The organism is Sellimonas sp. (genome assembly GCF_047234585.1).
In the GTDB taxonomy this organism is placed as follows: Bacteria; Bacillota; Clostridia; order Lachnospirales; family Lachnospiraceae; genus Sellimonas; species Sellimonas caecigallum.
On sequence record NZ_JBKSWG010000002.1, the window covers coordinates 118,036 to 144,664 of the forward strand.

At 44.4% G+C, this 26,629-nt stretch carries 27 protein-coding genes; 24 read left to right on the forward strand and 3 right to left on the reverse strand.

Annotation, left to right across the window (positions count from 1 at the left end):
• The first annotated feature begins 133 nt into the window (after positions 1-133).
• The 5 genes from ACLROL_RS01255 to ACLROL_RS01275 all read left to right on the forward strand — a co-directional run bounded on the left by ACLROL_RS01255 (position 134) and on the right by ACLROL_RS01275 (position 6,818).
• Entirely contained in the window at positions 134-2,020 is a 1,887-nt protein-coding gene (locus ACLROL_RS01255; protein ID WP_413067183.1) for a polysaccharide biosynthesis protein, read from the forward strand.
• Positions 2,021-2,042: 22 nt separating this feature from the next.
• Positions 2,043-2,192, forward strand: a complete 150-nt coding sequence (locus ACLROL_RS01260) for a hypothetical protein (protein WP_413067184.1) — start codon at positions 2,043-2,045, stop codon at positions 2,190-2,192.
• 1,239 nt (positions 2,193-3,431) lie between these two features.
• Positions 3,432-4,514, forward strand: coding sequence for a glycosyltransferase family 4 protein (locus ACLROL_RS01265; RefSeq protein WP_413067185.1), 1,083 nt, complete (start codon positions 3,432-3,434; stop codon positions 4,512-4,514).
• A gap of 96 nt (positions 4,515-4,610) precedes the next feature.
• Entirely contained in the window at positions 4,611-5,711 is a 1,101-nt protein-coding gene (locus ACLROL_RS01270; protein WP_413067186.1) for an EpsG family protein, read from the forward strand.
• Positions 5,712-5,723: 12 nt separating this feature from the next.
• Complete coding sequence (locus ACLROL_RS01275) at positions 5,724-6,818, forward strand: glycosyltransferase family 1 protein (RefSeq protein ID WP_413067187.1); 1,095 nt, start codon at positions 5,724-5,726, stop codon at positions 6,816-6,818.
• Between the two features lie 100 nt (positions 6,819-6,918).
• On the opposite strand, the gene ACLROL_RS01280 is transcribed toward ACLROL_RS01275, so the two are convergent.
• Positions 6,919-8,190, reverse strand: coding sequence for an IS110 family transposase (locus ACLROL_RS01280; RefSeq protein WP_413067188.1), 1,272 nt, complete (start codon positions 8,188-8,190; stop codon positions 6,919-6,921).
• Positions 8,191-8,539: 349 nt separating this feature from the next.
• Here ACLROL_RS01280 and ACLROL_RS01285 point away from each other — a divergent pair, with 349 nt between their 5' ends.
• The 17 genes from ACLROL_RS01285 (at position 8,540) to ACLROL_RS01365 (ending at position 21,693) form a co-directional block, all read left to right on the forward strand.
• Positions 8,540-8,956, forward strand: coding sequence for an AraC family transcriptional regulator (locus ACLROL_RS01285; protein ID WP_318709221.1), 417 nt, complete (start codon positions 8,540-8,542; stop codon positions 8,954-8,956).
• On the forward strand, positions 8,953-9,543 hold the full coding sequence (locus ACLROL_RS01290; RefSeq protein ID WP_318709220.1) for an ATP-dependent Clp protease proteolytic subunit: 591 nt from the start codon (positions 8,953-8,955) through the stop codon (positions 9,541-9,543). Before ACLROL_RS01285 ends, ACLROL_RS01290 begins: the two co-directional genes overlap by 4 nt.
• A 227-nt stretch (positions 9,544-9,770) precedes the next feature.
• Complete coding sequence (locus ACLROL_RS01295) at positions 9,771-10,190, forward strand: sigma-70 family RNA polymerase sigma factor (RefSeq protein ID WP_413067189.1); 420 nt, start codon at positions 9,771-9,773, stop codon at positions 10,188-10,190.
• Positions 10,183-10,380, forward strand: coding sequence for a helix-turn-helix domain-containing protein (locus ACLROL_RS01300; protein WP_117536057.1), 198 nt, complete (start codon positions 10,183-10,185; stop codon positions 10,378-10,380). Before ACLROL_RS01295 ends, ACLROL_RS01300 begins: the two co-directional genes overlap by 8 nt.
• An 80-nt stretch (positions 10,381-10,460) precedes the next feature.
• On the forward strand, positions 10,461-10,658 hold the full coding sequence (locus ACLROL_RS01305) for a hypothetical protein (protein WP_413067190.1): 198 nt from the start codon (positions 10,461-10,463) through the stop codon (positions 10,656-10,658).
• A gap of 658 nt (positions 10,659-11,316) precedes the next feature.
• A complete protein-coding gene (locus ACLROL_RS01310) occupies positions 11,317-11,715 on the forward strand; it encodes a plasmid mobilization protein (RefSeq protein ID WP_009259638.1) in 399 nt (132 codons plus the stop codon).
• Positions 11,687-13,288, forward strand: coding sequence for a relaxase/mobilization nuclease domain-containing protein (locus ACLROL_RS01315; RefSeq protein WP_413067191.1), 1,602 nt, complete (start codon positions 11,687-11,689; stop codon positions 13,286-13,288). Before ACLROL_RS01310 ends, ACLROL_RS01315 begins: the two co-directional genes overlap by 29 nt.
• Positions 13,278-13,664 carry a cysteine-rich VLP domain-containing protein gene (locus ACLROL_RS01320; protein WP_118570780.1) on the forward strand — a complete coding sequence of 129 codons (387 nt, stop codon included), beginning with the start codon at positions 13,278-13,280 and terminating at the stop codon, positions 13,662-13,664. Before ACLROL_RS01315 ends, ACLROL_RS01320 begins: the two co-directional genes overlap by 11 nt.
• 136 nt (positions 13,665-13,800) lie before the next feature.
• Positions 13,801-14,532, forward strand: a complete 732-nt coding sequence (locus ACLROL_RS01325; RefSeq protein ID WP_009259635.1) for a replication initiator protein A — start codon at positions 13,801-13,803, stop codon at positions 14,530-14,532.
• Entirely contained in the window at positions 14,529-15,371 is an 843-nt protein-coding gene (locus ACLROL_RS01330) for an ATP-binding protein (RefSeq protein ID WP_009259634.1), read from the forward strand. The genes ACLROL_RS01325 and ACLROL_RS01330 overlap by 4 nt, the downstream gene beginning before the upstream one ends.
• 14 nt (positions 15,372-15,385) lie before the next feature.
• Positions 15,386-15,574 (forward strand): transposon-encoded TnpW family protein, encoded by a 189-nt coding sequence (locus ACLROL_RS01335; protein ID WP_020995296.1) that lies wholly within the window; start codon positions 15,386-15,388, stop codon positions 15,572-15,574.
• Positions 15,575-15,685: 111 nt separating this feature from the next.
• Positions 15,686-17,302, forward strand: a complete 1,617-nt coding sequence (locus ACLROL_RS01340; RefSeq protein WP_413067192.1) for a recombinase family protein — start codon at positions 15,686-15,688, stop codon at positions 17,300-17,302.
• 256 nt (positions 17,303-17,558) lie between these two features.
• Positions 17,559-17,861: a GNAT family N-acetyltransferase gene (locus ACLROL_RS01345; RefSeq protein WP_413067210.1), complete on the forward strand. Its 303-nt coding sequence runs from the start codon at positions 17,559-17,561 to the stop codon at positions 17,859-17,861.
• Positions 17,862-18,109: 248 nt separating this feature from the next.
• Entirely contained in the window at positions 18,110-19,540 is a 1,431-nt protein-coding gene (locus ACLROL_RS01350) for an IS110 family transposase (RefSeq protein WP_413067193.1), read from the forward strand.
• 551 nt (positions 19,541-20,091) lie between these two features.
• A complete protein-coding gene (locus ACLROL_RS01355) occupies positions 20,092-20,514 on the forward strand; it encodes a DUF5301 domain-containing protein (RefSeq protein ID WP_413067194.1) in 423 nt (140 codons plus the stop codon).
• A gap of 40 nt (positions 20,515-20,554) precedes the next feature.
• Entirely contained in the window at positions 20,555-21,232 is a 678-nt protein-coding gene (locus ACLROL_RS01360; RefSeq protein ID WP_413067195.1) for an HD domain-containing protein, read from the forward strand.
• Between the two features lie 17 nt (positions 21,233-21,249).
• Positions 21,250-21,693 (forward strand): hypothetical protein, encoded by a 444-nt coding sequence (locus tag ACLROL_RS01365; RefSeq protein WP_413067196.1) that lies wholly within the window; start codon positions 21,250-21,252, stop codon positions 21,691-21,693.
• A gap of 38 nt (positions 21,694-21,731) precedes the next feature.
• Here ACLROL_RS01365 and ACLROL_RS01370 read toward each other — a convergent pair whose 3' ends face one another.
• Positions 21,732-22,634, reverse strand: coding sequence for a LysR family transcriptional regulator (locus ACLROL_RS01370; RefSeq protein ID WP_413067197.1), 903 nt, complete (start codon positions 22,632-22,634; stop codon positions 21,732-21,734).
• Positions 22,635-22,924: 290 nt separating this feature from the next.
• Between ACLROL_RS01370 and ACLROL_RS01375 the strand changes: the two genes are divergently transcribed.
• A complete protein-coding gene (locus ACLROL_RS01375; protein ID WP_413067198.1) occupies positions 22,925-23,920 on the forward strand; it encodes an alpha/beta hydrolase in 996 nt (331 codons plus the stop codon).
• Positions 23,921-23,972: 52 nt separating this feature from the next.
• The gene (locus ACLROL_RS01380; RefSeq protein ID WP_413067199.1) at positions 23,973-24,839 is read left to right on the forward strand and encodes a S66 peptidase family protein; all 867 of its coding nucleotides are present in this window, start codon (positions 23,973-23,975) and stop codon (positions 24,837-24,839) included.
• Between the two features lie 34 nt (positions 24,840-24,873).
• Here ACLROL_RS01380 and ACLROL_RS01385 read toward each other — a convergent pair whose 3' ends face one another.
• Entirely contained in the window at positions 24,874-26,424 is a 1,551-nt protein-coding gene (locus ACLROL_RS01385; RefSeq protein ID WP_413067200.1) for an L-glutamate gamma-semialdehyde dehydrogenase, read from the reverse strand.
• Positions 26,425-26,629: the final 205 nt, after the last annotated feature.

Consider the following 26,629-nt stretch of genomic DNA (forward strand, 5'->3'; position numbering starts at 1 on the left):
GAAAGCCGGGCTGGAGTAGGGTATACTGTGAGATCGGCTTTCTTTTTCATTGCATGCATATGGCAGCACAGAAGAGATGCACTATGCAAAAGAGTAAAAGGGGAAGAATTTTCCCTGATTCGAGGTTATAAATATGAGCAGTTTCATTCAGAAGATTAATAAAAATAAAGAGGTCATTATAAGAGGAACAGGCCTTCTTTTGGTTGATGCATGTCTGATCGCTCTCTGCATGATCGGGGCTTTGTGGATCAGATTTGACTTCGACTACAAGAAGATCGAACCACTGTTTCTCCACTCTATAGAAAAGTACATGTGGATCAACATCGTATGTACGGTTATCATAAATTACATTTTCAAACTGTACGCGAGTCTGTGGAGATTTGCAAGTGTGGAGGAATTGAAGAACGTAGTCTGCGCCGTTCTGATTTCTTCTTTCCTTCAGCTTTGCGGGATGTCTATTTTCAAATACAAGACGCCAAGAAGCTACATTTTCATCTACACATTGCTGCTTGCGGTGTTTATGATCGCCCCGAGGTTTTCCTACCGGTTTCTGCGGATCTCCTACCGCAAAAAAACTGCCGAAAAAGAGAGAAAGCCCATCATCACGATGGTTGTGGGCGCAGGCGCGGCAGGGTATGTGCTTGTAAGGGAGATGAAAAACAGCAAACATCTGAGCAGGAAGATCCCTTGTATCATCGACGATGACCCGCAAAAACAGGGAACTTATCTTCAGGGGATCCCGATTGTAGGGAAAAAAGAAGATATCGAAAAAATGGCAAAAAAATACAATATCGAGGAGATCATCATAGCGATCCCGACAATCTCACAGGAGGAACGGAAAAAGCTTCTGGATATCTGCCAGAGGACGGCGTGCAAGATCAAAATGCTCCCTGGTATTTATCAGATGGTAAACGATGAGATCGACATGTCCATGCTTCAGGAAGTAAAGATCGAAGATCTGCTTGGCAGAGACTCCATCGACCTTCGCATGGACGAGATTCAGGAATACATCGAAGGCAAAGTCATCCTTGTAACCGGAGGGGGAGGTTCCATCGGAAGCGAGATTTGCCGTCAGGTAGCTCTGCACAATCCAAAACAGCTGATCATTGTAGATAATTATGAGAACAACGCATATGCGATCCAGCTTGAACTGAAAAAGAAATATCCGGACCTGAATCTGGTAACGCTGATCGCCACGGTGCGTGAACGAGGACGTGTGGAAGAAATATTTAAGCAGTACCATCCGGACATCGTCTACCATGCGGCAGCGCACAAGCATGTGCCGCTGATGGAAGACAGCCCGAACGAGGCTGTCAAAAACAATGTCCTTGGTACATACAATGTGGCCGCTGCGGCGGACAAATACCATGCCGGAAAAATGGTTCTCATCTCCACGGACAAGGCGGTGCGGCCGACCAATGTCATGGGGGCATCCAAACGGATCTGCGAACTGATCGTCGAGATGTTTTCACAGAAATCCCAGACAGAATATGCGGCGGTAAGGTTCGGAAATGTTCTTGGAAGCAACGGAAGTGTGATCCCTGTTTTCCAAAAACAAATCGAAGCAGGGGGGCCGGTTACTGTGACCCACCCGGAAATCATCCGCTATTTCATGACGATCCAGGAAGCGGTCAACCTGGTGCTGCAGTGCGGAGCCTATGCAAGCGGCGGAGAAATCTTCATACTTGACATGGGAGAACCGGTAAAAATCCTGGATATGGCAAGAAAGATGATCCGGCTTTCCGGATATGTCCCGGATCAGGACATCAAGATCGTCTTTACAGGACTTCGCCCTGGAGAAAAACTGTACGAAGAACTTCTGATCGACGAGAAAAATCTCGTGGGCACGAAAAACGACAGAATCTTCATTGCGCAGATGGATAAGACTGATCTGGAAAGTATGTCCGCGCGAATCAAGAAGATGATCGAACACGCTTACGAGGAGACAAAGGATATTCAGGCAGACATAAAAGAAATTGTCCCTGAATATAAGGAACAGAAGAAGAACACTACGACCTAGGCGGAGGGAAAAGAAGAGCAGCATGATGAAGAAGAATAAAGTGCGAAAAAGCAAAACAATTTATTATCCTGAATTTACCAGTTTTCAGAAACTCTATCTAAAACTGCAAAGAGGAGTAAGTTTTACAGCGGCGTTAGCCGGAAGTATTATCCTGATGCCGTTGTTTCCATAGATAATTTTGATTTTTAAAAGGGAAAAAACACATGTTCGTTGAACATATGTTAGATAAGCATGTGTTTGGGTATGACAATAAGACGGTGCTCCGATTAGAAGATATGAAAACTTTCTTCTCTGAAATGATCGTCAAACGGGTTATTTTCATTTAGGAAAACGGGACATGATATTCTCGTACATTTTTCCAGAGAAACACGTTTATGATTGAAATAGAGTTTTAAGAGCAGCTTTGTTGTGTCATATTTACATTTTAATGGATCATAACCAAAAGTAGAAAGGATAGCAGTACACTATTGGTTAAAATTCCTGTAATTTGATGCTTTTCCAAGATATGGAAGATTAGGCATTGGACAAATTCTATAATAGGGGCTGTTTCTTCTATATATTGATCATCCGCATGCCGGTTGTAATGCAAGGAAATAAGGTTACCGTCAAAATTGTTAATTCGCGAGGTCTTATTTATTATGGATTCTGGCTAAAATTTTGCCAATATTTAAAATGAAACTTTGGTATTGCTGATAATAGAATAGAGCTTTTTATGAATTTATTTTGTGCATAAAAATACAGCTTTTAGGGGATTTGGACGTTTGGATGGGACTTTAAAGTTGTTGCAGAAATTCGGGGTTATGATATAATTAGACATTGGATATTTCTAACTTTAGGCATAATCATTATAACTGAAAAGGTTCGGCATTTATTAGATAAACATGAAGCGCCCTTTTTACTACATCTTATGGAGAAGTAGGAAAGATTGCGTGGCCACACAAAAAACGAGGAACAAAGCGTTGGATTTTGTGAGTATGGCTTGCTGTTATTTTGACAGTAGAAAGATTTGTTATGTCTAAAATAGAACTGATTAATGGGAAGATTTTATAGGATTAAAATTTGTGATAGTTTTTATAGAAAAGATTTTAGTAAAAAGCCAAGTTTCTTCTAAATTTATGAGATACATAATGAAAAGATGAAAAATAGCTTTTAAAATATCCTCGGAAGAAAATACAATGTTCAGCAGGTAAAGCTAGGTCTTATCGATTTGGTTCAGAATTGTGGAAGAGATACTCTGGAAATTGAAGATAAAGCCAGAATGAATGCAAAATACCTGTGACATTTCGGATTTCTACAGGATATCTGGTGCTTCTTGGAAATCTTTGTAGCCGTGATCAAAGATAACAATGCGGTAGAAGAACGTACTGGGGTAATGAAAAAGAAAGAAAATGAATCGGTATAGGTGAAAAAGGTGAAGATACTAATAATAACCAATCATTCTTATATGCTCTATCAGTTCCGGAAGGAACTCATAGAGAATTTATTGAAAAAGCATGACGTGGTGCTGAGCATACCTTTTGTTGGCCACGAAGAAGACTTCCAGGCTATGGGCTGTAAATGTATCAATACAAAGATAGACCGGAGAGGAATCAATCCTTTAAAGGATTTTTACCTTGTAAAGTTTTATAGTAAACTGCTGAAAGAAGAAAAACCGGACAAGGTTATTACCTATTCCATTAAACCAAATATCTATACAGGACTTCTCTGTTCCTTGAAAAAAATCCCTTATTATGCCAATGTACAGGGATTGGGCACAGCCTTTCAGAAGCCAGTCCTGGCCCAATTTGTGACATTACTGTATAAAGTAGCTTTTATAAAAGTACAAAAGGTTTTCTTTGAAAACAAAGGCAATGCAGGTGAATTTATGAAACGCCGGATTGTGAGAAAAAAGAAAATCAAAGTACTGAACGGTGCTGGAGTCAACTTGGAGCATTACAGCTATACAGAGTATCCGGAGACAAATGTGATCCATTTCCTGTACCTGGGAAGAATTATGGAAGAAAAGGGAGTCAACGAACTTTTTTCAGCAATGAAGAAACTGAAAAAAGAGTTCGGGGACAAAGTGATCTTGGATATTGTGGGGTTCTTTGAAGAAGAATATAAAGAAATCATAGAGGATCTTGCTGAGAAAGGCATTGCCAAATTCCACGGATTCCAGAAAGACACCAGACCATGGTATAGAATGGCTCATTCTGTAGTACTTCCTTCCTATCATGAAGGAATGAGTAATGTGCTCCTGGAAGCATCAGCCATGGGACGTCCGGTAATTACCAGCAACATACCAGGCTGCAGAGAAGCTGTGGATGAAGGACAAACCGGCTTCTTATGCCAGGCAAAGAACGAAGAAAGCCTCTATGAGAAAATGAAAGAATTCCTGTTGCTGTCAGATGAAGACAAAAGGCAGATGGGATTCAACGCAAGGAAATATATGGAACTTTGCTTCGATAAGAAGAAAGTTGTAGAACAGACATTAAAGACATTAGAGTTAAAGTAGAAACTATTTTGAAATTTGATGTTTTTATAAAAGTTTTAAAGGGAAATAGCGCAATATACTATAAAAATAACTTGGATTTTATGGAGAGAATAAAGCATGATATTGACAAATTATTGGTGGTTATTAGTTTGGATATTTTTGGCTGGAGCATTTTTTTCCTTATTTCCCCGCGAGAAAATTGTGATATTTGAGAAAGAAGAATACAGGTGGAGGCTTATACCTGCTAGTTTTCTAGTGCTCCCTTATATTTTGTGGGCGGGATTTAGAACGAACTTTGGGGATTCTTTAGCATATAAAAAAATGTTTAATGATGTTCCCTCTTCATTGATGCAGATAGGAGAGTATTTTACACATAATTCTAAAGACCAAGGATTTTCAGTACTGATGGTTTTTCTCAAATCGATATTTGGAAATTCAACATTAGTGTTTTTTATGATAATTGCGATTTTCCAGATGTTATGCCTTGTTCTTACGTATAGAAAATATTCCTGTGATTATTGGATGAGTATTTTCCTATTTATTGCATCTACGGATTATTTATCATGGATGCATAATGGTATACGTCAATTTATTGCAGCAGCTGCCATTTTTGCTTGTTTTGGTATGATGGTAAGAAAAAAGTATACTCTCTTGATATGCATTATACTACTAATGGCAACAATTCATGGGTCTGCATTGATGATGATTCCTATTGCTTTTATCATTCAGGGAAAAGCATGGAATAAGAAGACGCTTATATTTATATTAGGAGTAATAGTTGCAATTTTGTTTATTGACCGACTGACTCCAATATTAAATGATGTGTTAGTTGATACACAATATAATGATTTGGTAACTAATGATTTGTGGGCAACTGATGATGGAACAAATATACTTAGAGTTCTCGTGTATTCAATGCCAGCAATTTTGTCATTAATAGGAAGAAAATATGTAAGAGAGGCAAATGATCCGGTTATAAACCTAAGCGTAAATTGTTCAATTATTACAGCAGCGATTTATGCATTATCAGCGGTGTCCTCTGGTATATATATTGGACGTTTGCCAATATATACTTCTTTAATGAATTATATTGCAATGCCTTGGTTAATTGAAAATATTTTTACAAAGGAATCTGCAAGAATTGTAAAATTGTTCTTGATTTTTGGCTATTTGGCATTTTTCTATTTTCAGATGCATTTTACATGGGCGCTATTATAATGGGAGAATACAATGATTAGAGTATTACACATTGTGACTTATATGGGAATAGGCGGTTTAGAAACTATGCTTATGAACTATTACCGTCATATAGATCGTAAAAAAATACAATTTGATTTTTTGGTACACAGAGATTTTGAGGCGGCATATGATCAGGAAATAATGGAACTTGGAGGTAGAATATACCGTCTTCCACGGTTAAATCCCATAAGCCCCTATTATAAAAAACAGCTAGATGAGTTTTTCGCTAAGCATACTGAATATAAAATAGTACATTCCCATTTGGACTGTATGTCTGCTATTCCTTTAAAATTTGCAAAAAAAAATGATATACTTGTCCGTATTGCTCATTCTCATAGTAGTAGTCAGACTAAAGATAAAAAATATTATCTCAAATTATACTATAAAAGTAAAATTAAAAAGTATGCAACTGAATTGTTTGCGTGCTCTGAGGCAGCTGGACAATGGATGTTCAATACAAATCGTTTTCATATTCTTAACAATGCGATTGACACAGATAAATATATATATGATCCAGTAGTGAGAGAATTTGAAAGAAAAAAATTAGATATATCTAAAGAAACAATAGTGATAGGACATGTGGGGCGTTTTGCACCACCAAAAAATCATAGATATCTTATTGAATTATTTGATTTAGTGAGAAAAAGAATACCGAATACAATCTTGTTGATGATAGGTAATGGAGAGCTCCGTAGTCAGGCGGAAAGTCAGGTAAAAGAATTGGGCTTAGAGGGAAAAGTAATTTTTACCGGACAACGTACAGATGTTTCGCAGTTACTCCAAGCAATGGATATATTTGTATTCCCATCTATTTATGAGGGCTTGCCTGTGTCTTTAATTGAAGCACAGGCAGCAGGACTTCCTTGTCTAATTTCAGATAAAGTGCCTATTGAATGTAAAAAGACAGACTTGGTAAAACAAATATCACTTGATGATATGAATAAATGGGTTGAACTGATTATTAGTGCGGAAAAAGTGATACGTCGAGACACCTCCGATGAAATTAGAAAAGCTGGATTTGATATAAATAGTAATGCGAAGAAACTGGAAGATTTCTATTTTAGTGCATATTTTCAAGTGATATGAAGGATAAATAAGAGTGAAAAATAAAGTAGATTTTTGGGCGCACCTATATAAGGGTTCATGAAAACCCTGATTTTAAGGCTATATAACAATAAAATAAAGATTAGTTATCGTTGCGCTTTACTAACTTGGAACTATCGTAACCAAGGCTTTCAAGGTAAGCAAAAACATTGTCCTCATTGAGGACGACTCGCTCCACATGATTACGAGGATCCATCAATTCCTCGTAGTCAGTAGGACTGAAAGGTTTCTTTTCAGATACCATGTGGTAAATACAGACCATCATCATTCTTGCAATGGCAATGATTGCTTTTTTGTGACCACGGCGTTTTTTGATCCGTCCATATTTGATTGCAAAATAAGGCTGCTTTTTGTTCTTGACCGCAGCAAGGGCACACTGTACCATCATTGGTTTCAGGTAATCGCCTGCTTTGGCAATCCGGACAGACTTTTTCTTCCCGGCAGATTCATTGTTGGCAGGCGAAAGCCCACACCAGGAACATAGATGTTTTGCATCATCAAAAATGTTCATATCAATACCTGTTTCGGCGAGAATAATGGTGGAGCTTAACTCGGTCATTCCGGGCATAGTACTGACAAATTCTACAAACTCATAATAAGGCTTGATGCGGACATAAAGTTCCACTTCGGTCTGGGTAATCATATCGTCAAGATATTCCAGATGCCCACGGGCAAGTTCAAGCTTTTTAGCCTGGTCTGTTTCAATATTGTAGCCTCTGATTGCTTCGATGATTTCATCCGACTTGGCTCTTGTCCCTTTTTTTATGAGTTTGCGGACAGCTTTTTCATCCATGGAATCAGCGGTATGTTCCAGCAGATAAGACATAATTTCAGTCGCTGTCCTGCCGAAAGGGTCAGAAAGCACACTGGCAATGCCGATATTGGAAACGGTCATACAGTTTTGGATGCGGTTCTTTTCAGAAGATTTCATGCAGACCAGTTTGAAGCGGTATCTGGCAAGTTCCCTGAGCTGGCGGAAATCCTTCGGAGGAATAAAAGAACATCTGACAAGGTCAAATTTGTAGAGGTCGGCGATCCATTTGGAATCCTTATTGTCCGTTTTCTTGCCTTTGATGGCTTTGACATATTTGGGATGTGTGAGGCAGACATCGATGTCATTTTCGAGATAATTAAAAATAGGAATCCAATACTTGCCAGTGGATTCCATACAAACATGAAAGCAATTATTCTCGATGAGCCAGTTGTGAAACTTTTGGATATCCGAGTTGATGGTTGAAAAAGATTTTTGTTTGTATTCGGATATTCCATCATTGTTAGTGATTACGATGGTTGCAACGATAACATTTTTGTGGACATCAAGTCCACAGCAGATGGAGTATTTTAACTTCATCATAAGTATCACCACCTTAAGAAAAAGGAATAGCAACAGTGACTGTCATCCTGCGACTGAATAAACATGGTTTATTACCAATGATAATGCTCATGTACGGTAAAGAAGCAAGCAACCGAAAACAACAGATAGACCGCCAGCACCACATTATTTCGAACCAAAGACCAAAAGACAAGCACCATGGGAATGTGTATAACTTGCTATTCCCACAATGCCGACGACTACGGAATCCCTTTCATTCCTCATGTCAAATAGCATAAATTTAAAAATTTGGTACCAAAATAGCATTTTTTATTAAGACAACGCATATTTAAACTTGCTATAATAAATAAGAGTGCAAGGAGGATATAGGATGAAACACCAAAAAGAAGTTGTTAAAAAAGTCATAGATTATATCGAGAAGAATTTAGAGAAAGAAATTGACTTAGATAATATATCAAAAAATGTTGGTTATTCCAAATTCTACCTTAATCGCATTTTTACAGAGTATACAGGAATTACCATGTATAAATATTTACAAAGCCGCAGGCTCACTGTCGCTGCTGAAAAACTGGTAAAAACAGATAAGCCAATAATGCAAATTGCGTATGAAGCTGGATATGATACACAACAATCATTTTCATTTGCTTTTAAACAAATATATTTATATCCACCTAAAATTTATAGGGACATGGGAATCTTTATACCAAAACAAAACAGAATTTCTTTGTGTTGTTCCTATATCTCTAGTTACAAATTTATTACACAAATTAAGGAGATTGCTGCATGAGTACGATACCTTATGTTATTGAACAGACAAGCCGTGGAGAAAGAAGTTACGATATTTTTTCACGATTACTATCCGACAGAATTGTTTTTTTGGGGGAAGAAGTAAGCGATATGTCAGCCAGTCTGATTATTGCTCAAATGTTGTTTTTAGAAGCACAAGACCCCGAAAAAGATATACAGTTATATATAAACAGTCCTGGAGGTTCTGTATCAGCCGGTTTTGCTATTTATGATACAATGCAATATATAAAATGTGATGTTTCAACTATTTGTATTGGTCTTGCCGCCAGCTTTGGAGCTTTTTTATTAGCTGGTGGAACGAAAGGAAAACGTATCGCTTTGCCAAACGCAGAAATAATGATACACCAACCAGCAATTCACGGAAATGGCATTCAGGGACAGGCAACAGATATAAAAATAACATCCGACCATATACAAAAAAGCAAAGAACGCCTAAACTCTATTTTAGCAGAGAATACTGGAAAAAGCATTGAGGAAATTGCCCTTGCAACAGAACGTGATAATTATATGTCAGCAACCGAGGCAATGGATTTTGGGTTAATTGATAAAATCATAGATAAGCGTTGAAATGTTTCATGTGAATACTTAAAAATCCAATCGCACATATGCTCAAGCTATACAAGAGCGTTGGCGCGAATTGGGGCTATTAGCAAAGCCAGCCGAGCCAGTCAACGGCAAGTAAATGGGCTACGCCCACCATTGACCGCCCCGCCTGTCTTTGCTGGTAGGCAGCTAAGGGGCGACAGCAAAAAGTGCTGCCGCCCTTTCTCATCATTCAGAAAGGGGGAACTTCCATGACCGAGTTAGAATATCAAGAATATATCCGGCATACGCACAACGCCTTTTGCAAGATTGTCATTCGTCATGCAGCCATAGATAAAATCTTGAAGCTGCGCCGGAGGTGGGAACGGGAAGTTTCCCTTGACTATCTGATGAATGAGAAGTTTGTCCAGCTTGCCGAGCCGGAGCAGCTTGAAGAATATCTTTTTACCGCCTGCGGCCAGACCGCCGTTCTGTACCATGCGGAACTTGCCGCCGCCCTTGCCCTTTTGCCGGAGCAGACACAGGAAGAAATTTTCCGTTACTATTTCCTGCGCCAGCCGCAGCGAGTGATCGGCGTACATATTGGCCGGACACGCAGCACAGCGGGGCGGCATATCCAGCTTGCCTTGCAGCGGTTACGGCGGCTCATGGAGGGAAAAGGCCATGAGTAAACTTCTTCCCTATGAAACAATCGTTAAAGCCCATGAGGGCGACCCGGACGCAATCGACACCGTTCTTTCCCACTACGCCGGATATATCCGTTACTTTTCCAAAGTACATGGGCAGGTCAACGCCGAGGTTGAGGAATATGTGAAGCAGCAGCTAATTGCCGCGCTATTCAAATTCAGATTTGACCGATAAGCATAGACCTTGCACCGTAGATATGGTAAAATCAGAGTAACCGCAAATTTGTCAGTTGCTATCTTGAAAGGAGCCACACTATGGAAGAATTAAAATCTATTATGCAAAAATTTGTTGCATCCGGTTGGGACTTAATAGCTATTCCCGCGCAACAATGGTTAGACGGAAACTCTGATAAAGAATCTTTAATATCCGCAATTAAGCAGGCTGATGAGGAATGTGGAAGTTGCGGGTGTGAATTAGACCCATTGTATAAAAGAGCGTTGGAACTGCTTTAAGACACCGCAAAATCATTTTATCACTTTCAACATCATTTGCCTGATAGCCTTTTACTAAACTGAATACCAACCGCCACCGGCGGCCAACAGAAGCAGTAAGTCTGAAAAAGATTTGCTGCTTTTTTTGTTGTCCATTTGGCAAAATCGCAAAGTCACCCGTAGTAGGTAGGTGAAGCCAGAAAAAAGCTGCCTGCCCCGTTTGGCAAATTTCAAAACGCGGTGTTGTAGGGAGTGAAGGGAAAAATTCTCTGCCCCGCCGGTTGCCAAAACCCCCGTTCCCGGATTACTAAGGCAAAAGAAATTTTGAAAAATCCCCGTTCAGCGGGTAGCTGGCGGCCTTTCAAATGTATCTTTGGCGAAAGAAAAAGGACGCGCACAGCGGGCTGAAAGCCCCGCCCTGTTCGCTCTATGTACGGAAAAACCCGGACAGGGGCAGTCTGCGGCAGTTACAGAGCAAGTTTCTACCACGGTGCCAAAATCCGCAATTCTGCGGTTTTGCCCCTCGCGGGAAACTTGTTGGGGAGTGCCTTCCCCAAACCCTGCTATGCGGCTTGCGCCGCAAAAATATTTCCGCAACGGCTACCCCAAAATTTTTAATGTGACCCCTGTTTTTTGCCCCTAAAATGTCCGTTGTAAAGTGAAGGGAGGTTTACAGACCATGCGAAAGAAATACAACACACCCCACCGCAGCCGCGTTGTGAAAACCCGGCTGTCCGAAGATGAATACGCCGACTTCACAGCGCGGCTTGCGCCCTATGGTATCAGCCAGTCGGAATTTCTCCGGCAGGCGATACGGCGCACGACCATACGCCCCGTTATCCATGTGTCGGCGGTCAATGACGAACTGCTCTCCGCTGTCGGAAAGTTGGCCGCCGAGTACGGCAGGATCGGCGGCAACCTCAATCAGATAGCCCGGTATCTGAACGAGTACGGCGCACCCTACAATGCGCTGTCCGGCGAGGTACGCGCCGCCATAGCCGACCTTGCCGCCCTCAAGTATGAAGTCCTCAAGAAAGTAGGTGACGCGGTTGGCAACACTCAAGCATATCAACTCTAAAAACGCCGACTACGGAGCCGCCGAACAATACCTGCTTTTTGAGCATGACGAGTTTACCATGAAGCCCGTCCTTGATGAAACCGGCAGGCTTATCCCCCGCGAGGACTACCGGCTGTCCACGCTGAACTGCGGCGGGGAGGATTTTGCCGTTGCGTGTATGCGGGCAAATCTCCGCTATGAGAAAAACCAGCGGCGGGAAGATGTGAAAAGCCACCACTATATCATCAGCTTTGACCCACGGGACGGGCCGGACAACGGCTTGACCGTAGACCGGGCGCAGGCATTGGGCGAGAAGTTTTGCGCAGAGCATTTCCCCGGCCACCAAGCCCTTGTATGCACCCACCCGGACGGGCATAACCACAGCGGCAACATTCATGTGCATATCGTCATTAACAGCCTGCGGATAGAGGAAGTGCCGTTCCTGCCCTACATGGACAGGCCAGCCGACACGAAAGCCGGTTGCAAGCACCGCTGTACCGACGCGGCCTTGCGCTACTTCAAGTCCGAAGTCATGGAGATGTGCCACCGGGAGGGGCTTTACCAAATCGACCTCTTGAACGGCAGCAAGAACCGCGTCACCGACCGGGAGTATTGGGCGCAGAAAAAGGGACAGGCCGCGCTGGACAAGCAGAACGCCCCCATGATTGCAGGCGGTATCACGCCCCGGCAGACCAAGTTTGAAACGAACAAGGAGAAGCTGCGGCAGACCATACGGAAAGCCCTTGCCACCGCCGCCAGCTTTGACGAGTTTTCCTCTCTGCTGCTGCGGGAGGGCGTGGCCGTCAAGGAGAGCCGGGGGCGGCTTTCCTACCTCACGCCGGACAGGACAAAGCCCATTACCGCCCGCAAGCTGGGCGACGATTTTGACCGCGCCGCTGTCCTTGCCGTTTTGGAGCAGAACGCCGCCAGAGCCGCAGAAAAGGCCGCAGCCCTGTCTATCAAAGACCAACTGCGGGCAGACAGAGCCGCCCGAACCGCCCCGAATGTGCAGCGGCTTGTGGACATTGAGCAGAAGAAAGCCGAGGGCAAAGGCCGGGGCTATGAACGCTGGGCGACCATGCACAACCTCAAACAAATGGCCGCGACGCTGAATGTGTATCAGGAATACGGCTTCACTTCCCCGGAGCAGTTAGAAGCTGCCGTTGATACCGCCTATCAGGAAATGCGCCAGACCAGCGGCGAACTGAAAACGCTGGAAACGAAGCTGCAAGGGAAAAAGGAGTTGCAGCAACAGGTACTTGCCTACGCCAAGACCAAGCCTGCCCGCGACGGGCTGAAAGCGCAGAAATCCCCCAAAGCCCGCGAAGCATACCGGCAGGCGCATGAGAGCGACTTTATCATAGCCGACGCAGCCGCCCGGTATTTCAAGGCGCATGGCATTACCAAGCTGCCCGCCCGGAAAGCGTTGCAGGACGAGATCGAGCAGCTTGTTTCCAAGAAATCCGGCCTGTATAACACCTACCACGAACAGAAGCAGCGGTATGTGGAGTTGCAGACCGTCAAGCGGAATATCGACCAGATTTTGCGCCGGAGCGAGCCGCACCGCAGAAAGGAGCAGAGCCATGAGCGATAAGCTGCCCCGCATGGACTACCGCCAGCACCGGCGGGCGCGGCGGCTGGTGCATGAGTGCTGTAACTACGACGAGGGGAACTGCCTGCTGTTAGACGACGGGGAGCCTTGCGTGTGCGTCCAGAGCATTTCCCTTTCCCTCATGTGCCGCTGGTTCCGTGTGGCTGTCCTGCCCCTTGACGGGGAACTGGCCGCAGCCCTCTTGTACCGGGGGAGCCGGAAACGGTGCGCCGTCTGCGGGGCGGCCTTTGTCCCCAAATCCAACCGGGGAAAATACTGCCCCGACTGCGCCGGACGCATGAAGAAAATCAAAGCCGCCGAGCGAAAGCGGAAACAAAGGCAGAAATGTCACGCTTTAGAGCCTTTCAAACCCGCATAAATCAAGGCTTTTTTCGTGGGTGTCAAAGGGTACGCGATACATTTATCCTTTTCCACCGGAAACGCCGTTCTAAGGCGTGACAAAACGCCAAAATCAACCCGAAACACAGGGAGGTGATACTATCGCTGATTATATCATGGCAGACACGCCGCTGCCTATCTATCTGCCCTACCCCCGTTTCCTGCTGAAAATGGAGATTTCCCAGACCGCCAAGCTGCTGTATTCGCTGCTGTTAGACCGTTCCACACTTTCCCAGAAGAACAAGTGGCAGGACGACGAGGGCAGGATATATATTATCTATCCCATCGCGGAGATAGCCGAAATACTGGATAAGGGCAGCACCACCATAAAGGGGGCGCTTAATGAACTGGACATGGCGGGGCTGCTGGAACGGGAACGGGGCGGCTTCTCCGCACCGAACCGCCTATATGTGAAAGTGCCGCGTGTGCCACAGGTACAGTTTTCCGACCAACTGATGGCCGGAAATCCGACCCTCATAGAGCCGGAAAACCGTCCTACTGATGGTCAGAAAACCGACCTTATGATGGTCGGAAAACCGTCCCCTAACCAAACTACTATAAACAACCTTACAGAGAGCCAAACAATGGGAGTGAGTGGGGAGCCGCCCGCGCCCTATGGCCGATACCAGAATATTTTTCTGTCGCAGACCGAATACGACGAGTTGCAGGCAGAGTACCCCGACAGGTTGGAACGGTTCATCGAGGAAATGAGCCGCTACCTTGCCGCCAACGGGAAAAGTTATCAGAACTATGCCGCCGCCCTGCGGATATGGGCGGGGAACGACAAAAAGAAAGCCCCGAAAAAGGGCATACCAGACTACTCATGCAAGGAGGGCGAGAGTTTATGAAGAACGAAATCAACGCTGTTTTGGAGAATATGACGGCCACCACCCCGGAGCCGGAGGACTACACCGGCGAGGACGGTTTACTGTACTGCGGCAAGTGCCGCAAGCCGAAAGAAGCCTATTTTGCGCCGGATAAGGCCGCTATCTTTGGCCGTGACCGCCACCCGGCAGAGTGCGACTGCCAGAGAGCCGCCCGCGAGGAACGGGAGGCCGCCGAGAAGCGGCGCAGGCACCTTGACACCGTGGAAGAACTGAAACGCCGGGGCTTTACCGACCCCACCATGCGGGACTGGACTTTTGAGAACGACAACGGCAGGAACCCGCAGGCCGGGATTGCCCGCCGGTATGTGGAACACTGGGAGGATATGCGAGCCGACAATATCGGCTGCCTGTTCTGGGGCGGCGTGGGAACCGGGAAAAGCTACCTTGCGGGCTGTATCGCAAACGCCCTCATGGAGAAAGAAATCCCCGTCCACATGACGAACTTTGCCCTTATCCTCAACGACCTTGCCGCCAGCTTTGAGAACCGCAACGAGTACATTTCCCGCCTTTGCCGCTATCCGCTGCTTATCCTTGACGACTTCGGCATGGAGCGCGGGACGGAATACGGGCTGGAACAGGTTTTCAATGTGATTGACAGCCGTTACCGCAGCGGCAAGCCGCTGATCGTCACGACCAACCTCACGCTGGACGACCTGCGAAACCCGGAGGACACCGCCCATTCCCGGATTTATGACCGGCTGCTTTCCATGTGCGTCCCGGTACGCTTTACCGGCGACAACTTCCGGCAGGAAACCGCGCAGCGGAAAATGGAGAGCATGAAGAAACTGATTACCGACTGAAAGGAGTATTGCCTATGGCAGATAACAAGCAGCACGACACCCGCACCGCCCGCCGCCCCGACTGCGTGACGGAAATCCGCATGGGCAATTCCGTCCTTGTCGTGTCCGGCTATTTCAAGAAAGACACCACGACCACCGCCGCCGACAAAATGGCGCGGGTACTGGAAGCGGAAGCCGCTGCTACACAAAAACCGGCGATTTGACAAGCTATAAAGAAGCAGATTTGACACTTTTGCCGCTATACAACCAGCCCTGTTCCGTGGTACAATGAAACCACGGAATAGTGGGGCTGGCTGTCGGAAACGGAGGATTTTATGTTAAGACAAGCCACCCAAAACCTCATTACCGCCCTTTATCCGAGATTGTCCCATGAGGACGAATTGCAAGGCGAGAGTAATTCCATATCGAACCAAAAAAGGATACTCGAAACCTTCGCAAAACAGAATGGCTTTACCAACCTGCGCTGGTACACCGACGACGGCTATTCCGGCGCGAACTTTCAAAGACCCGGTTTTCAAGCCATGCTTGCAGACATTGAAGCCGGGAAAGTGGGTACGGTCATAGTCAAGGACATGAGCCGGTTAGGGCGAAACTACTTGCAGGTAGGGTTTTACACGGAAATGCTGTTCCCTCAAAAGGGAGTGCGTTTTATCGCTGTCAACGACAATGTGGACAGCGCAAACGGCGGCATGGACAACGATTTTACCCCTCTGCGAAATCTGTTCAACGAATGGCTGGTGAGAGATACGAGCAAGAAAATCAAGGCAGTAAAACGAGCAAAAGGCATGAGCGGCAAGCCTGTTACCAGCAAGCCGGTCTATGGCTACCTCATGGACGAGGACGAGAACTATATCGTTGACGAGGAAACCGCGCCGGTTGTCCAGCAGATATACCAGCTTTGCCTTGCCGGGAATGGCCCGACCAAGATTGCCCGTATGCTTACGGAGCAGCAAATCCCCACGCCGGGGACGCTGGAATACCGCAGGACAGGCAGCACCCGCCGCTACCACCCCGGCTATGAGTGCAAATGGGCGACGAACACCGTCGTTCATATCCTCGAAAACCGGGAGTACACCGGCTGTCTGGTAAACTTCAAGACGGAGAAGCCCTCTTACAAGGTCAAGCACAGTGTAGAGAACCCCGTGGAGAAGCAGGCTGTTTTTGAGAACCACCATGAGCCGATTATCGACACGGAAACATGGGAGCGTGTGCAGGAGTTACGCAAGCAGCGCAAACGCCCGAACCGCTATGATGAAGTGGGGCTGTTCTCCGGTATGCTGTTCTGCGCCGACTGCGGCCATGTGATGTACCAGCAGCGGTATCAGAACAAGAACCGCAAGCAGGACTGTTACATCTGCGGCAGCTACAAGAAGCGCACCCGCGACTGTACGGCGCACTTTATCCGCACCGACCTGTTGACCGCCGGTGTCCTCTCCAATCTCCGGCAAGTAACGGAATATGCCGCCAAGCATGAGAGCCGCTTTGTGAAGCTGCTTATCCAGCAGAACGAGATCGGCGGCAAGAGAAAGACCGCCGCAGCCACCAAGCAGCTTGAACAGGCGCAGGAGCGCATTGCCGAAGTGAGCCGCATTATCAAGCGGCTGTATGAGGACAATGTAAACGGCAAAATCAGCGACGAGCGTTTCATGGAACTGTCGGCAGACTATGAGCAGGAGCAGCGGGAACTGAAAGACCGCGCCGCCGCTTTGCAGGCCGAACTGGACAAGTCGCAGGCCGCCACCGTCAACGCGGAAAAGTTTATGGGTATCGTCCGAAAGCACCTTGCCTTTGAGGAACTTACCCCCACCCTCTTGCGGGAAATGATTGAGAAAATCGTCGTGCATGAGTGCAGCTATGACGAGAACGGCACCCGCAGGCAGGACATTGAGATTTATTACAGCTTTGTCGGCAAGATTGACTTGCCCGAATAACCGCCCGACCTATCCGACACAATGGCCAAGTGCCGGATAGGAACGGCAAAATTTTTTACACTTCTATTGCTTCTTTATCGCACATCAATAAAGAGTCCGGGCTCAAAGTCCCACTTGTTTGTGCTTGAAAGGATGACGGCACATATAAATATACGGGGTCGAAATAAATTCGCCACTCCTCCTTCCGTGCTCTGTAGTATATTGCTATTCCTTATAAGAATTATAAATCAAAGAGTGGAGGGGCACAACTTTTTTCATAACTTGTTTGTGCCTTGAGCGAAGCGAAAGGAATGATAAAAAATATGAAATAGGCTTTCATTTACGTCCGAAGTTTTGGGGACAGGGATATGCAGTGGAAGCGGCAAAAGCCGTTATTGACTATGCATTTAAAATTCTGCAGGCAGAAGCATTGTTTGCGGGCCACAATCCCAACAATACGGCTTCTAAAAAGGTTTTGAGCAAATTGGGATTTCAATATATCGGAGATGAATTTTATGCACCAACAGGTCTGTACCACCCATCATATGAATTGAAGAGAAAAGTGCAAAGTACTCGGTAAGATGGAGCCGCTTCCGCATTTTTACAGTTTATTCCTGCAATCAATGATGTATAAACAATAAAACTCAAAAAACATTAAGAATTCCATAAAGACGCTTAAAGAATTTTCTTTTATCCTTTTATAAAAAAATAGAAAGCTTCCTGTATACTTTAAATCAAGGAGTTGACCAAAGAAAATACCTCAAGTAAATTTAGATTATTACTGACCTGGCGAGTTGGTAAAATCTAAAAACACAAGAGGTATCTGAAATGAATAGTAAAACAAAAAGAGCAAACAATCAAGTCAATTCTGTGATGAATATACAGGAACAGAGGGAGATGGTAGAAAAAGCAAACCGTATACTCAATGAGATGAAATCCTATACCTGGAGAGATTTTGAGACTCAGGGAAAATTCAGCAAAAATGATAAGCTCTCCTTCATCAGCGATGATATGCTGATCGTTGGATGTGATATCGGCAGCGAGACACATTATGTCAGGGCAATCGATGCAAGAGGCAGGGAGCTGAGTAAGAAGGTGCTTGCGTTTGAAAATGATGCTGAGGGATTTCGGAAAGCCCATGACTGGGCAGTACAGCTTGCAGCCGCAAACGATAAAAAACAGATTGTCTTAGGACTTGAGCCTACCGGACATTACTGGTTTTGCCTTGCGGCATGGATGGTCTCAAACGGGATCAGTGTCGTTCAGGTAAATCCTTATGCTGTGAAACAAACGAAGGAGTTGGAAGATAACAGCCAGCAGAAGGATGACAGGAAAGACCCAAAGCTGATTGCAAACCTTGTGAAGGATGGAAACTATGGTATGCCATACCTCCCGGAGAAAGTGTACGCAGAACTGCGCAGGCTATCGATGTTCCGGGAACAGCTGACAGAGGACCGGAACCGGAACATGAACCGGCTGCACAGGGAGATGAAGATCTATTTTCCGGAATATAAGGACGCATTCGGGAAGGTAGACGGGACATTCTGTATGGAAGTACTGAAAGAAGCGCCATTCCCGGAAGACATACTCCGGCTGGGGATAGAAGGGATCCGTGAGATCTGGCATAAGGCAAAGCTGAGGGGGCGCGGCTATAGCAGGGCTGCAGAAATCGTAAAGTATGCAGAAACGAGCATAGGGCTGAAAGATGGCACAGCAGCCGGGAAGGAAGCCGTACGATGGTTTGCAGAGAAGATCATGGAACTGGACGAAGAACTTGCAGGAATAGAAAATAGACTGAATGAGAAATGTAAGGAGATCCCGCATGCAGAAAACATACTGGAGATACCGGGGATCGGCGGGAAGATCCTTTCCGGGATCCTTGCGGAAATGGGAGATATTTCCCGTTTTGACGATGCAAAAGAGTTGCAGAAACTGAGCGGACTGGGGCTGGTTTCATGCAGTTCCGGAAAGCATAAAGGAGAGACCAGGATCAGCCATAGAGGACGCAAAAGGCTGAGGTACTGGCTGTTCCAGGCAGCCCGGTCAGCGGTGGCACATGGAGAAGAATATAAATGGATCCATGCCCACTATACAACGCGGGCGGGAAATGCGCTCCAGAAGATGCAGTCACTGATCGTGATCGCATGTAAGCTCCTTCGTGTGATCTATACGATGCTGAAGACAGGAAAACCGTATGATCCTGAGAAACTGTTGAAGGATATCCGGTATCCAGAGAATGTACAGACAGCAGCAGCGTAATCGAACAGATCAGAAAAGAAGAATTCCAGGATCCTGCTGAGTTGCAGAAACGTCTGGTGCTGAGTAGGGTTCTGGAAAGGGACCCGAAGGAGACGGGGAAAAGGAATCCCTGTCATCAGAAGACCGACTAAGGGGAGGCACAGCGTAGCGTCCACTGAATGAGTGCTGTACGGAACCGGTCAGGTCAGTAAATAATCAAACACAAACAAGAGCTGTAGCCGGCAGGAGTATCCTCCATAGGGCATAGACCCTGTTAGAAAGCTTAGCTGGCACTCAGTGTATGAACAGGTGGGACGAAGGAAGTTGGGACACGATCCCTGTAGACACGGAAGGTTCACCATCATAGCAAAACAGAGGGGAAATAGCCTTTATAATCGTCAATCAAAGGATGCTTTATGAAGTTTACCCATCTATAGCTATTCAGTACAAGATACTATGACTGTTCATCACTTTTGGCTCTGTTTATATGAGGTAACAAGTTAGAAAAAGCCTGAAAAATCAATGTTTTTAGGCTTGACATTATAGGAAGGAAAATTTGAAGGTTAAAATTTATGGATAGACAAAAAAGTATAAGAATAATTGCTATCATTATATTTTTGACGGTAATTGCAATGGTATTTTTTCTCTTGATGAATAAAGAAACATATTCATTAAACCTTCCGAAAACAGAAGAGGTAACACGCATAATGATCAGCACTGATACTGTGAAGAAAGAAGTCACAAGTATCGAGGAGATCAAGGATATTATTTATGTTTTGGAGGGCAACGAGAGAACAACAAAGAAGGAAAGTATAAATGATTCTCCTGTAAATGCAGAAACTCCAATAAAGATAGAGTTTCATTTTCAGCAAAGTGGAGGATCGATTTTATATATTTATACACAAAGAAATCAATATTATTTAGAACAACCATATAATGGGATTTATCGAATCAGCGGAGATGAGTATAATTCCATAGCAAAATATGTTTTATAATCACAGCTTACAATTGAATGGTACAGGAGGAAACAAATTGATGAACAAAGAGACATATTGTTTACTTGAAAAATTTATGATCTGTTGTATAGAAGATGCTGCTCATGATAAAGAGCATATATATCGTGTGTTGTATAATGCGTTAGAAATTACAAAGGAAGAGAATAATGTAAATTATGATGTCTTGATTGCAGCATGTTTATTACATGATATTGGGAGAAAAGAAGAATCGGAAAACCCTTCTTTGTGCCATGCGATTGTAGGAGGAGAAAAATCTTACAAATTTCTTTTGAGTCATGGGTTTGAGAAAGAGTATGCAGAACAAGTGAAACATTGCATTCAAACACACAGCTATAGAAAAAGCAATCCTCCTGTAAGTTTAGAAGCAAAAATCCTATTTGATGCAGATAAATTAGATGTAGCAGGAGCAATAGGGATTGCAAGAACATTACTTTACAAAGGCAGTGTTTCAGAACCATTGTATTCTGTGTTGCCAGATGGAATGATTTCGAATGGCGAAAACGATATTCTGCCATCTTTTTTTCAAGAGTATAAGCTTAAATTGGAGAATTTGTGCTCCGTTTTTTATACTGAAAAAGCAAGAGAGCTTGCAAAAGAAAGGCAACATATTGCCAGAGAATTTTATAATAGTCTGTATCAAGAGGCAAATTTATCGTATCAAAATGGGAAAAAGCAATTGGATAAAATCATTCAATAGCATAGGAGGAAACTGATATGCAGAAAAGAAAATTTGATCTGCCGGACATGTATCTGGAACTAGCTGAGGGCACGGCAGAATGGTATATGGAAACTCATTTTTTCGAAGAGGCCTGTGATCTTTATGATGCAGAAGAAATCGTAAAGCAGGGCAAAAAATTTGCTGGGAATCAGATTTACTTTATTCATTATCCGGATGGAAGTGTATATAAACCATTTGAAGGAAGAGAAAATGTTTATTACGAACGACCAGTGTGGGATAAAGACTGTTTCGGAATACTTTCCGTTGACTTTTCAGAGGGCAGGATTGATATTTACACGTACTGTCCGGGGAATGCGGCTGAAATTTTAGCAACACTGCCTCTTACGTCTGTAAAAGATTGTTACAATCTGAAAGTAGAGATGTCCCCGTGGACACTTTTTGCTGTCATTATAACGGTCGGATTCAAGGTTTTCAATTGACCTTTTTTTAAGAAAAACAGAAAAAAATTAACCGGCTGTCAATCTATAGGATGCAAGACGGCTATTTCAGATAAATTATGTTTCAGTTCTTCGATGAACCGTTCTGCAATCGGGGTAAATATCTGTCTTTTTTTCCAGATGATATACATTTTTGTTTCCAAAGCAGGAAAAAGTGGCCGGAAGACAAGACCGCTTTCTGAACTTGTATTTATCAGATGGTCAAAGGTTAAAAGATATCCAAGTCCCTCGCGGGCGAACACGGAGCCATTATAAGAGAGACGGAAAGAACCTTCTAAGTGCAGTTCATCTATACGGTTTCCACACCATCTGGGCAGATCGTATTTCCAGCCTTGTTCGGAACAAAAAAGAGGGAGACCTTGCAGATCTTCAAATTGGATCTGGTTCTTTTCAGCCAAAGCGCTGCCTGCGGGCATGATGACGCCCCAGTTGTCTCCGCCTGGCATCTGCAGAACATTATATTTTTCGTAATCTGGTGGCTGCACGATAACTGCAAAGTCCAGAATTCCCTTGTCCAGTTTTTCAGTAACCTGTTCTGTGTCGCCGCTTGTGATATGGTAGTGGAAGTCTGGGTACTGCTGCTTGAACTGTTTGATCACACGCGCCAGATGTCGTATTTGGTAAGACTCGGCACATCCGAAATAGATATTACCGCCGATGATATCATCCATTGCGGCAAACTCTTCCGAAATTTTATCTGCCATTGAAAGCAAGTCTTCCGCCCGCTTTCGCAGAAGCATACCTTCCTCTGTTAATTCAATGGAAAAACTGTGTCGGCGAAATAGTTTTTTCCCTAATTCACTTTCCAGGGCCTGCATTTGCCTGGAAAGAGTCGGTTGTGTGACATGAAGGATCTCTGCAGCGCGGGTCATATTTTCTTCTCTGGCGATCGTCATAAAATAGCGGAGTGTACGTATTTCCATTTAGATTCCTCTTTGATGATGAATAGATTTTCTATAAATTATAGCATATGAAATACGAAAAAGGAATAACACGAAATAGATGATAACCATTGGCGGGAATCAAAATCCAGACTTATAATAATTGCAGAACATCTGGAAAGTAGCTTTCTGTACTGCCAAAGGATTCCTTTGTCGTCATAGAACTGTTTACTTGAGAATCTGCATGAAAAACAGTAGCAGAGAGGTTGTCTGGATTTTATTGTGTATCAGATGGGAAAAGTGAAAAAAAGAAAAATGAAAGGATGTATGTAATGATGGAAAAACTGAAATTGACACAGGAATGGGATAAAATATTTCAGAAAAGCGACAAAGTCGATCACAGCAAGGTAACGTTTCATAATCGTTATGGTATTACCCTGGCAGGAGATCTTTATGTCCCGAAAAACACATCGGGAAAACTTGCTGCTATTGCGGTGTGCGGACCTTTTGGAGCGGTAAAAGAACAGGCGTCCGGATTTTATGCACAGACGATGGCCGAACATGGATTCCTGACCCTCGCTTTTGATCCGTCTTTTACGGGAGAGAGTGGGGGAGAACCTCGCTATATGGCGTCCCCGGACATTAACACAGAAGATTTTCAGGCAGCAGTAGACTTTTTGTGCCTGCATGAAAAAACAGATCCGGAAAAGATTGGCATTATTGGGATTTGCGGATGGGGCGGTATGGCACTGAACGCAGCTGCGCTTGATACCAGGATCAAGGCAACAGTGTCTTCCACCATGTATGATATGACAAGGGTAAATGCAAAGGGATATTTTGATGCTGAAGATTCTGCCGATGTTCGATATGCCAAAAAGCAGGCACTGAACGCCCACCGTCTGACAGACTATAGCAGTGGAAACTATACCCTGGCCGGAGGTGTCGTGGATCCTCTGCCAGATGATGCGCCTTTCTTTGTCAAGGATTATCATGACTATTATAAAACGAAACGAGGGTATCACGCACGTTCTTTGAATTCCAATGGAGGATGGAATGTGATTGGATGTATGTCTTTTATGAACCAGCCAATTTTGCAGTACAGTAACGAGATTCGTAGTGCAGTACTTATTGTGCACGGAGAAAAGGCACATTCCTGTTACTTTAGCCGGGACGCCTACGCGAAGATGATAAACGGCAACCCTTGTGTGGATAACAAAGAACTGCTTATTATCCCAGATGCAGTACACACCGATCTGTATGACGGCGGAAAAAAGAATGCGATTCCATTTGATAAACTGGACACCTTTTTTACAGAAAACTTGAAGTAGGTAAAAAACATGTCTATAATATAGATACTTGATACCTATTGGAGGGATATGTGTGAAAAAAGGGGATAAAGTGGCGATCGTAGGATGCTCCAATGGTCAATCCGTTTCTTACAAAGAGAAACTGATCCGCTTGGACAAAACGATCCGTCAAATTGGTCTTATACCGGTCTGGGGGGATTACATCTATGAGAAGGAGTCTGTATTCAGCGGGTCGGCAAATGAGCGGGCGGACAGTCTGATGAAGTTCTTCAGAGATGATGAAATCAAAGCAGTTTTTGATATTTCAGGCGGAGATATTGCCAACGAAATACTGCCTTACCTGGAATATGACGAGATCGCCCAAAGCGAGAAACTTTTTTGGGGATACAGTGATCTTACGACCGTCATAAATGCTATTTTTGCAAAGAGCGGGAAAAAATCGGTTCTTTATCAGATACGGAATCTGATCTACGACGATGCACAAAATCAGATACAGAATTTTACCAACACGGTAATGAACGGAGCGTCAGATCTGTTTGATTTTTCTTACTCTCTGATACAGGGAAAGGAACTAAAGGGGATTGTGGTCGGCGGAAATATACGATGCCTTTTAAAATTAGCAGGGACAAAGTACTGGCCAGATATGGACGGGAAAGTCTTGCTGCTTGAGGCATATGGAGGCGATGTCCCTAAAATGGTCACATACTTGAACCAGTTGAAGCAGATGGAGGTTTTCGAAAAAATTTCAGGCATTTTGCTCGGAACATTTACTTATATGGAAAAAGAGAAATGCAGACCTCAGATCATCGATCTCGTAAGAAAATATGCGGGTAATGAGATCGCAATTGCGTATACTTCCGAAATCGGACATGGCACAAATTCCAAGGGTATTATCATCGGGGAAGAGATATCGAAAAAAGGGGCAGGATACCGGAAATGATCCGGCGTCCTGCCTTGTGTTATACATATCGAAATCAATAGGTAAGATCCTCGCAGATTGACTTCAGATTCAGGAAGTTAGTAAGATAATCCCTTGTTCCGGTCTTGGCGTCTGTACCGGACATGTTAAAACCACCGAATGGATGCTGAAGCACGACTGCTCCGGTAGACTTTCTGTTGAAATAGAGGTTGCCCACATGGAATTCTTCTTTTGCTTTCTGGATGTGTGCTCTGTCTTCTGTATAGACAGAGCCGGTCAGTCCGTATTCAGTGTTGTTTGCAATTTCCAGTGCCTCGTCAAATGATTCTGCCCGGATGACAGCGAGAACCGGCCCGAAAATTTCTTCTTTTGCAATGACGGCATTCTTTGCTACATCGCGGACAACCGTTGGTTCGATGTAAAATCCTTTGGAGTCGTCAAAGCCGCCGCCGCAGACGATAGTCCCTTCGTTCCGCGCAATTTCAATATAGCGGGAAATACGGTCAAAAGCGCTCTTGTTGATGACCGGTCCCATTGGAAGATCCTCACGGCCGCTGCCTTGATGAGCCTGAAGATCTTTTGCGCATGCAGCGATTTCTTCCACAAACGCGTCATAAACATCGCTTAACACAACTGCACGGGAGCACGCAGAGCATTTTTGTCCCTGGAAGGAAAATGCAGAATTTGCAATCCCGGCAGCAGCGCGTTTCAAATCTGCGGAAGAATCGACGATGATGGCATTTTTGCCGCCCATCTCAGCCACTACACGTTTGATCCATTTCTGACCTTCGGAGACTTCAGAAGCCATACGGCTTATGCGAAGTCCTACTTCTTTGGATCCTGTGAAGTTGACAAAACGTGTCAGAGGATGTTTTACGATATAGTCTCCAATGACAGAACCGGAACCAGGGATAAAGTTGATCACTCCGGCAGGAAATCCAGCTTTTTCACAAAGTTCGATAAATTTGTACGCTACGATCGGAGTGTCGGAAGATGGCTTGCAGACAATCGTATTACCTGTGATGACTGCGGATACGACCATCCCGGCAAGAAGAGAGAGCGGGAAATTCCACGGCGGGACGGCGACACCAACACCGATCGGGATATATATACATTTTACAGCCTCATCTGTATCCATTAACTCCAGTCCTTTGTCAAGCTCACGCATGTGCATGATATAGGAGTTGAAAAAGTCAAGCGCTTCGCAGAGTTCTCCGTCTGCTTCGCCCCAATTCTTTCCGCTTTCCTCAATGCTCCATGCATCGAGAAGGAAACGGTTTTGCTTCATCAGTTCAACCAGTCTGCGGACACAGCAGATACGCTCTTCGACAGGAGTTGTGCGCCATGAAAGAAAAGCATTGTGTGCGGTGCGGATAGCCCGATCGGCAAGCTCCTGGCTGCAGGAACTGACTGCTCCAAGCTGTTCTTTTGTGGACGGGGAAAAAGAAAAGATTTTTTCTTCTGTCATGATTCGTTCTCCCCCGATGATCAGAGGATAATCGTTCCCTTTTTCTTTGTCAACCTGTTCAAATGCCTTCAGCATCGCTTCTTTGTTTTCCGGAATTGTGAAATCCAATTCAGATGAGTTGTAGAACCCTTTTAACATGGTGCATACCTCCTACTATGTATATTTTTTCATTTCTTTTAATATATTATCATTTGAGTTTTCCTACGTCAATGGCTTGATGGATGAAATAATTGTTAATTTATAAACAAATAAAAAAATGACAGACAATTTATATTCTTTTCTTGTTCTGTACGTTGGAATCAAAATCAGGTATAATGGTAAGAAAAGTATATCTAATATCAGG

Bases quoted from the DNA above. Each gene is read 5' to 3' on its own strand.
- ACLROL_RS01355 (WP_413067194.1), top strand. From the start codon at position 20,092: ATGGATAGACAAAAAAGTATAAGAATAATTGCTATCATTATATTTTTG.
- ACLROL_RS01330 (WP_009259634.1), top strand. From the start codon at position 14,529: ATGAAGAACGAAATCAACGCTGTTTTGGAGAATATGACGGCCACCACC.
- ACLROL_RS01305 (WP_413067190.1), top strand. From the start codon at position 10,461: ATGGAAGAATTAAAATCTATTATGCAAAAATTTGTTGCATCCGGTTGG.
- ACLROL_RS01275 (WP_413067187.1), top strand. From the start codon at position 5,724: ATGATTAGAGTATTACACATTGTGACTTATATGGGAATAGGCGGTTTA.
- ACLROL_RS01290 (WP_318709220.1), top strand. From the start codon at position 8,953: ATGAGTACGATACCTTATGTTATTGAACAGACAAGCCGTGGAGAAAGA.
- ACLROL_RS01350 (WP_413067193.1), top strand. From the start codon at position 18,110: ATGAATAGTAAAACAAAAAGAGCAAACAATCAAGTCAATTCTGTGATG.
- ACLROL_RS01385 (WP_413067200.1), bottom strand. From the start codon at position 26,424: ATGTTAAAAGGGTTCTACAACTCATCTGAATTGGATTTCACAATTCCG.
- ACLROL_RS01320 (WP_118570780.1), top strand. From the start codon at position 13,278: ATGAGCGATAAGCTGCCCCGCATGGACTACCGCCAGCACCGGCGGGCG.
- ACLROL_RS01335 (WP_020995296.1), top strand. From the start codon at position 15,386: ATGGCAGATAACAAGCAGCACGACACCCGCACCGCCCGCCGCCCCGAC.
- ACLROL_RS01280 (WP_413067188.1), bottom strand. From the start codon at position 8,190: ATGATGAAGTTAAAATACTCCATCTGCTGTGGACTTGATGTCCACAAA.
- ACLROL_RS01340 (WP_413067192.1), top strand. From the start codon at position 15,686: ATGTTAAGACAAGCCACCCAAAACCTCATTACCGCCCTTTATCCGAGA.
- ACLROL_RS01325 (WP_009259635.1), top strand. From the start codon at position 13,801: ATGGCAGACACGCCGCTGCCTATCTATCTGCCCTACCCCCGTTTCCTG.
- ACLROL_RS01270 (WP_413067186.1), top strand. From the start codon at position 4,611: ATGATATTGACAAATTATTGGTGGTTATTAGTTTGGATATTTTTGGCT.
- ACLROL_RS01285 (WP_318709221.1), top strand. From the start codon at position 8,540: ATGAAACACCAAAAAGAAGTTGTTAAAAAAGTCATAGATTATATCGAG.
- ACLROL_RS01375 (WP_413067198.1), top strand. From the start codon at position 22,925: ATGATGGAAAAACTGAAATTGACACAGGAATGGGATAAAATATTTCAG.
- ACLROL_RS01370 (WP_413067197.1), bottom strand. From the start codon at position 22,634: ATGGAAATACGTACACTCCGCTATTTTATGACGATCGCCAGAGAAGAA.
- ACLROL_RS01365 (WP_413067196.1), top strand. From the start codon at position 21,250: ATGCAGAAAAGAAAATTTGATCTGCCGGACATGTATCTGGAACTAGCT.
- ACLROL_RS01300 (WP_117536057.1), top strand. From the start codon at position 10,183: ATGAGTAAACTTCTTCCCTATGAAACAATCGTTAAAGCCCATGAGGGC.
- ACLROL_RS01310 (WP_009259638.1), top strand. From the start codon at position 11,317: ATGCGAAAGAAATACAACACACCCCACCGCAGCCGCGTTGTGAAAACC.
- ACLROL_RS01295 (WP_413067189.1), top strand. From the start codon at position 9,771: ATGACCGAGTTAGAATATCAAGAATATATCCGGCATACGCACAACGCC.
- ACLROL_RS01260 (WP_413067184.1), top strand. From the start codon at position 2,043: ATGATGAAGAAGAATAAAGTGCGAAAAAGCAAAACAATTTATTATCCT.
- ACLROL_RS01255 (WP_413067183.1), top strand. From the start codon at position 134: ATGAGCAGTTTCATTCAGAAGATTAATAAAAATAAAGAGGTCATTATA.
- ACLROL_RS01360 (WP_413067195.1), top strand. From the start codon at position 20,555: ATGAACAAAGAGACATATTGTTTACTTGAAAAATTTATGATCTGTTGT.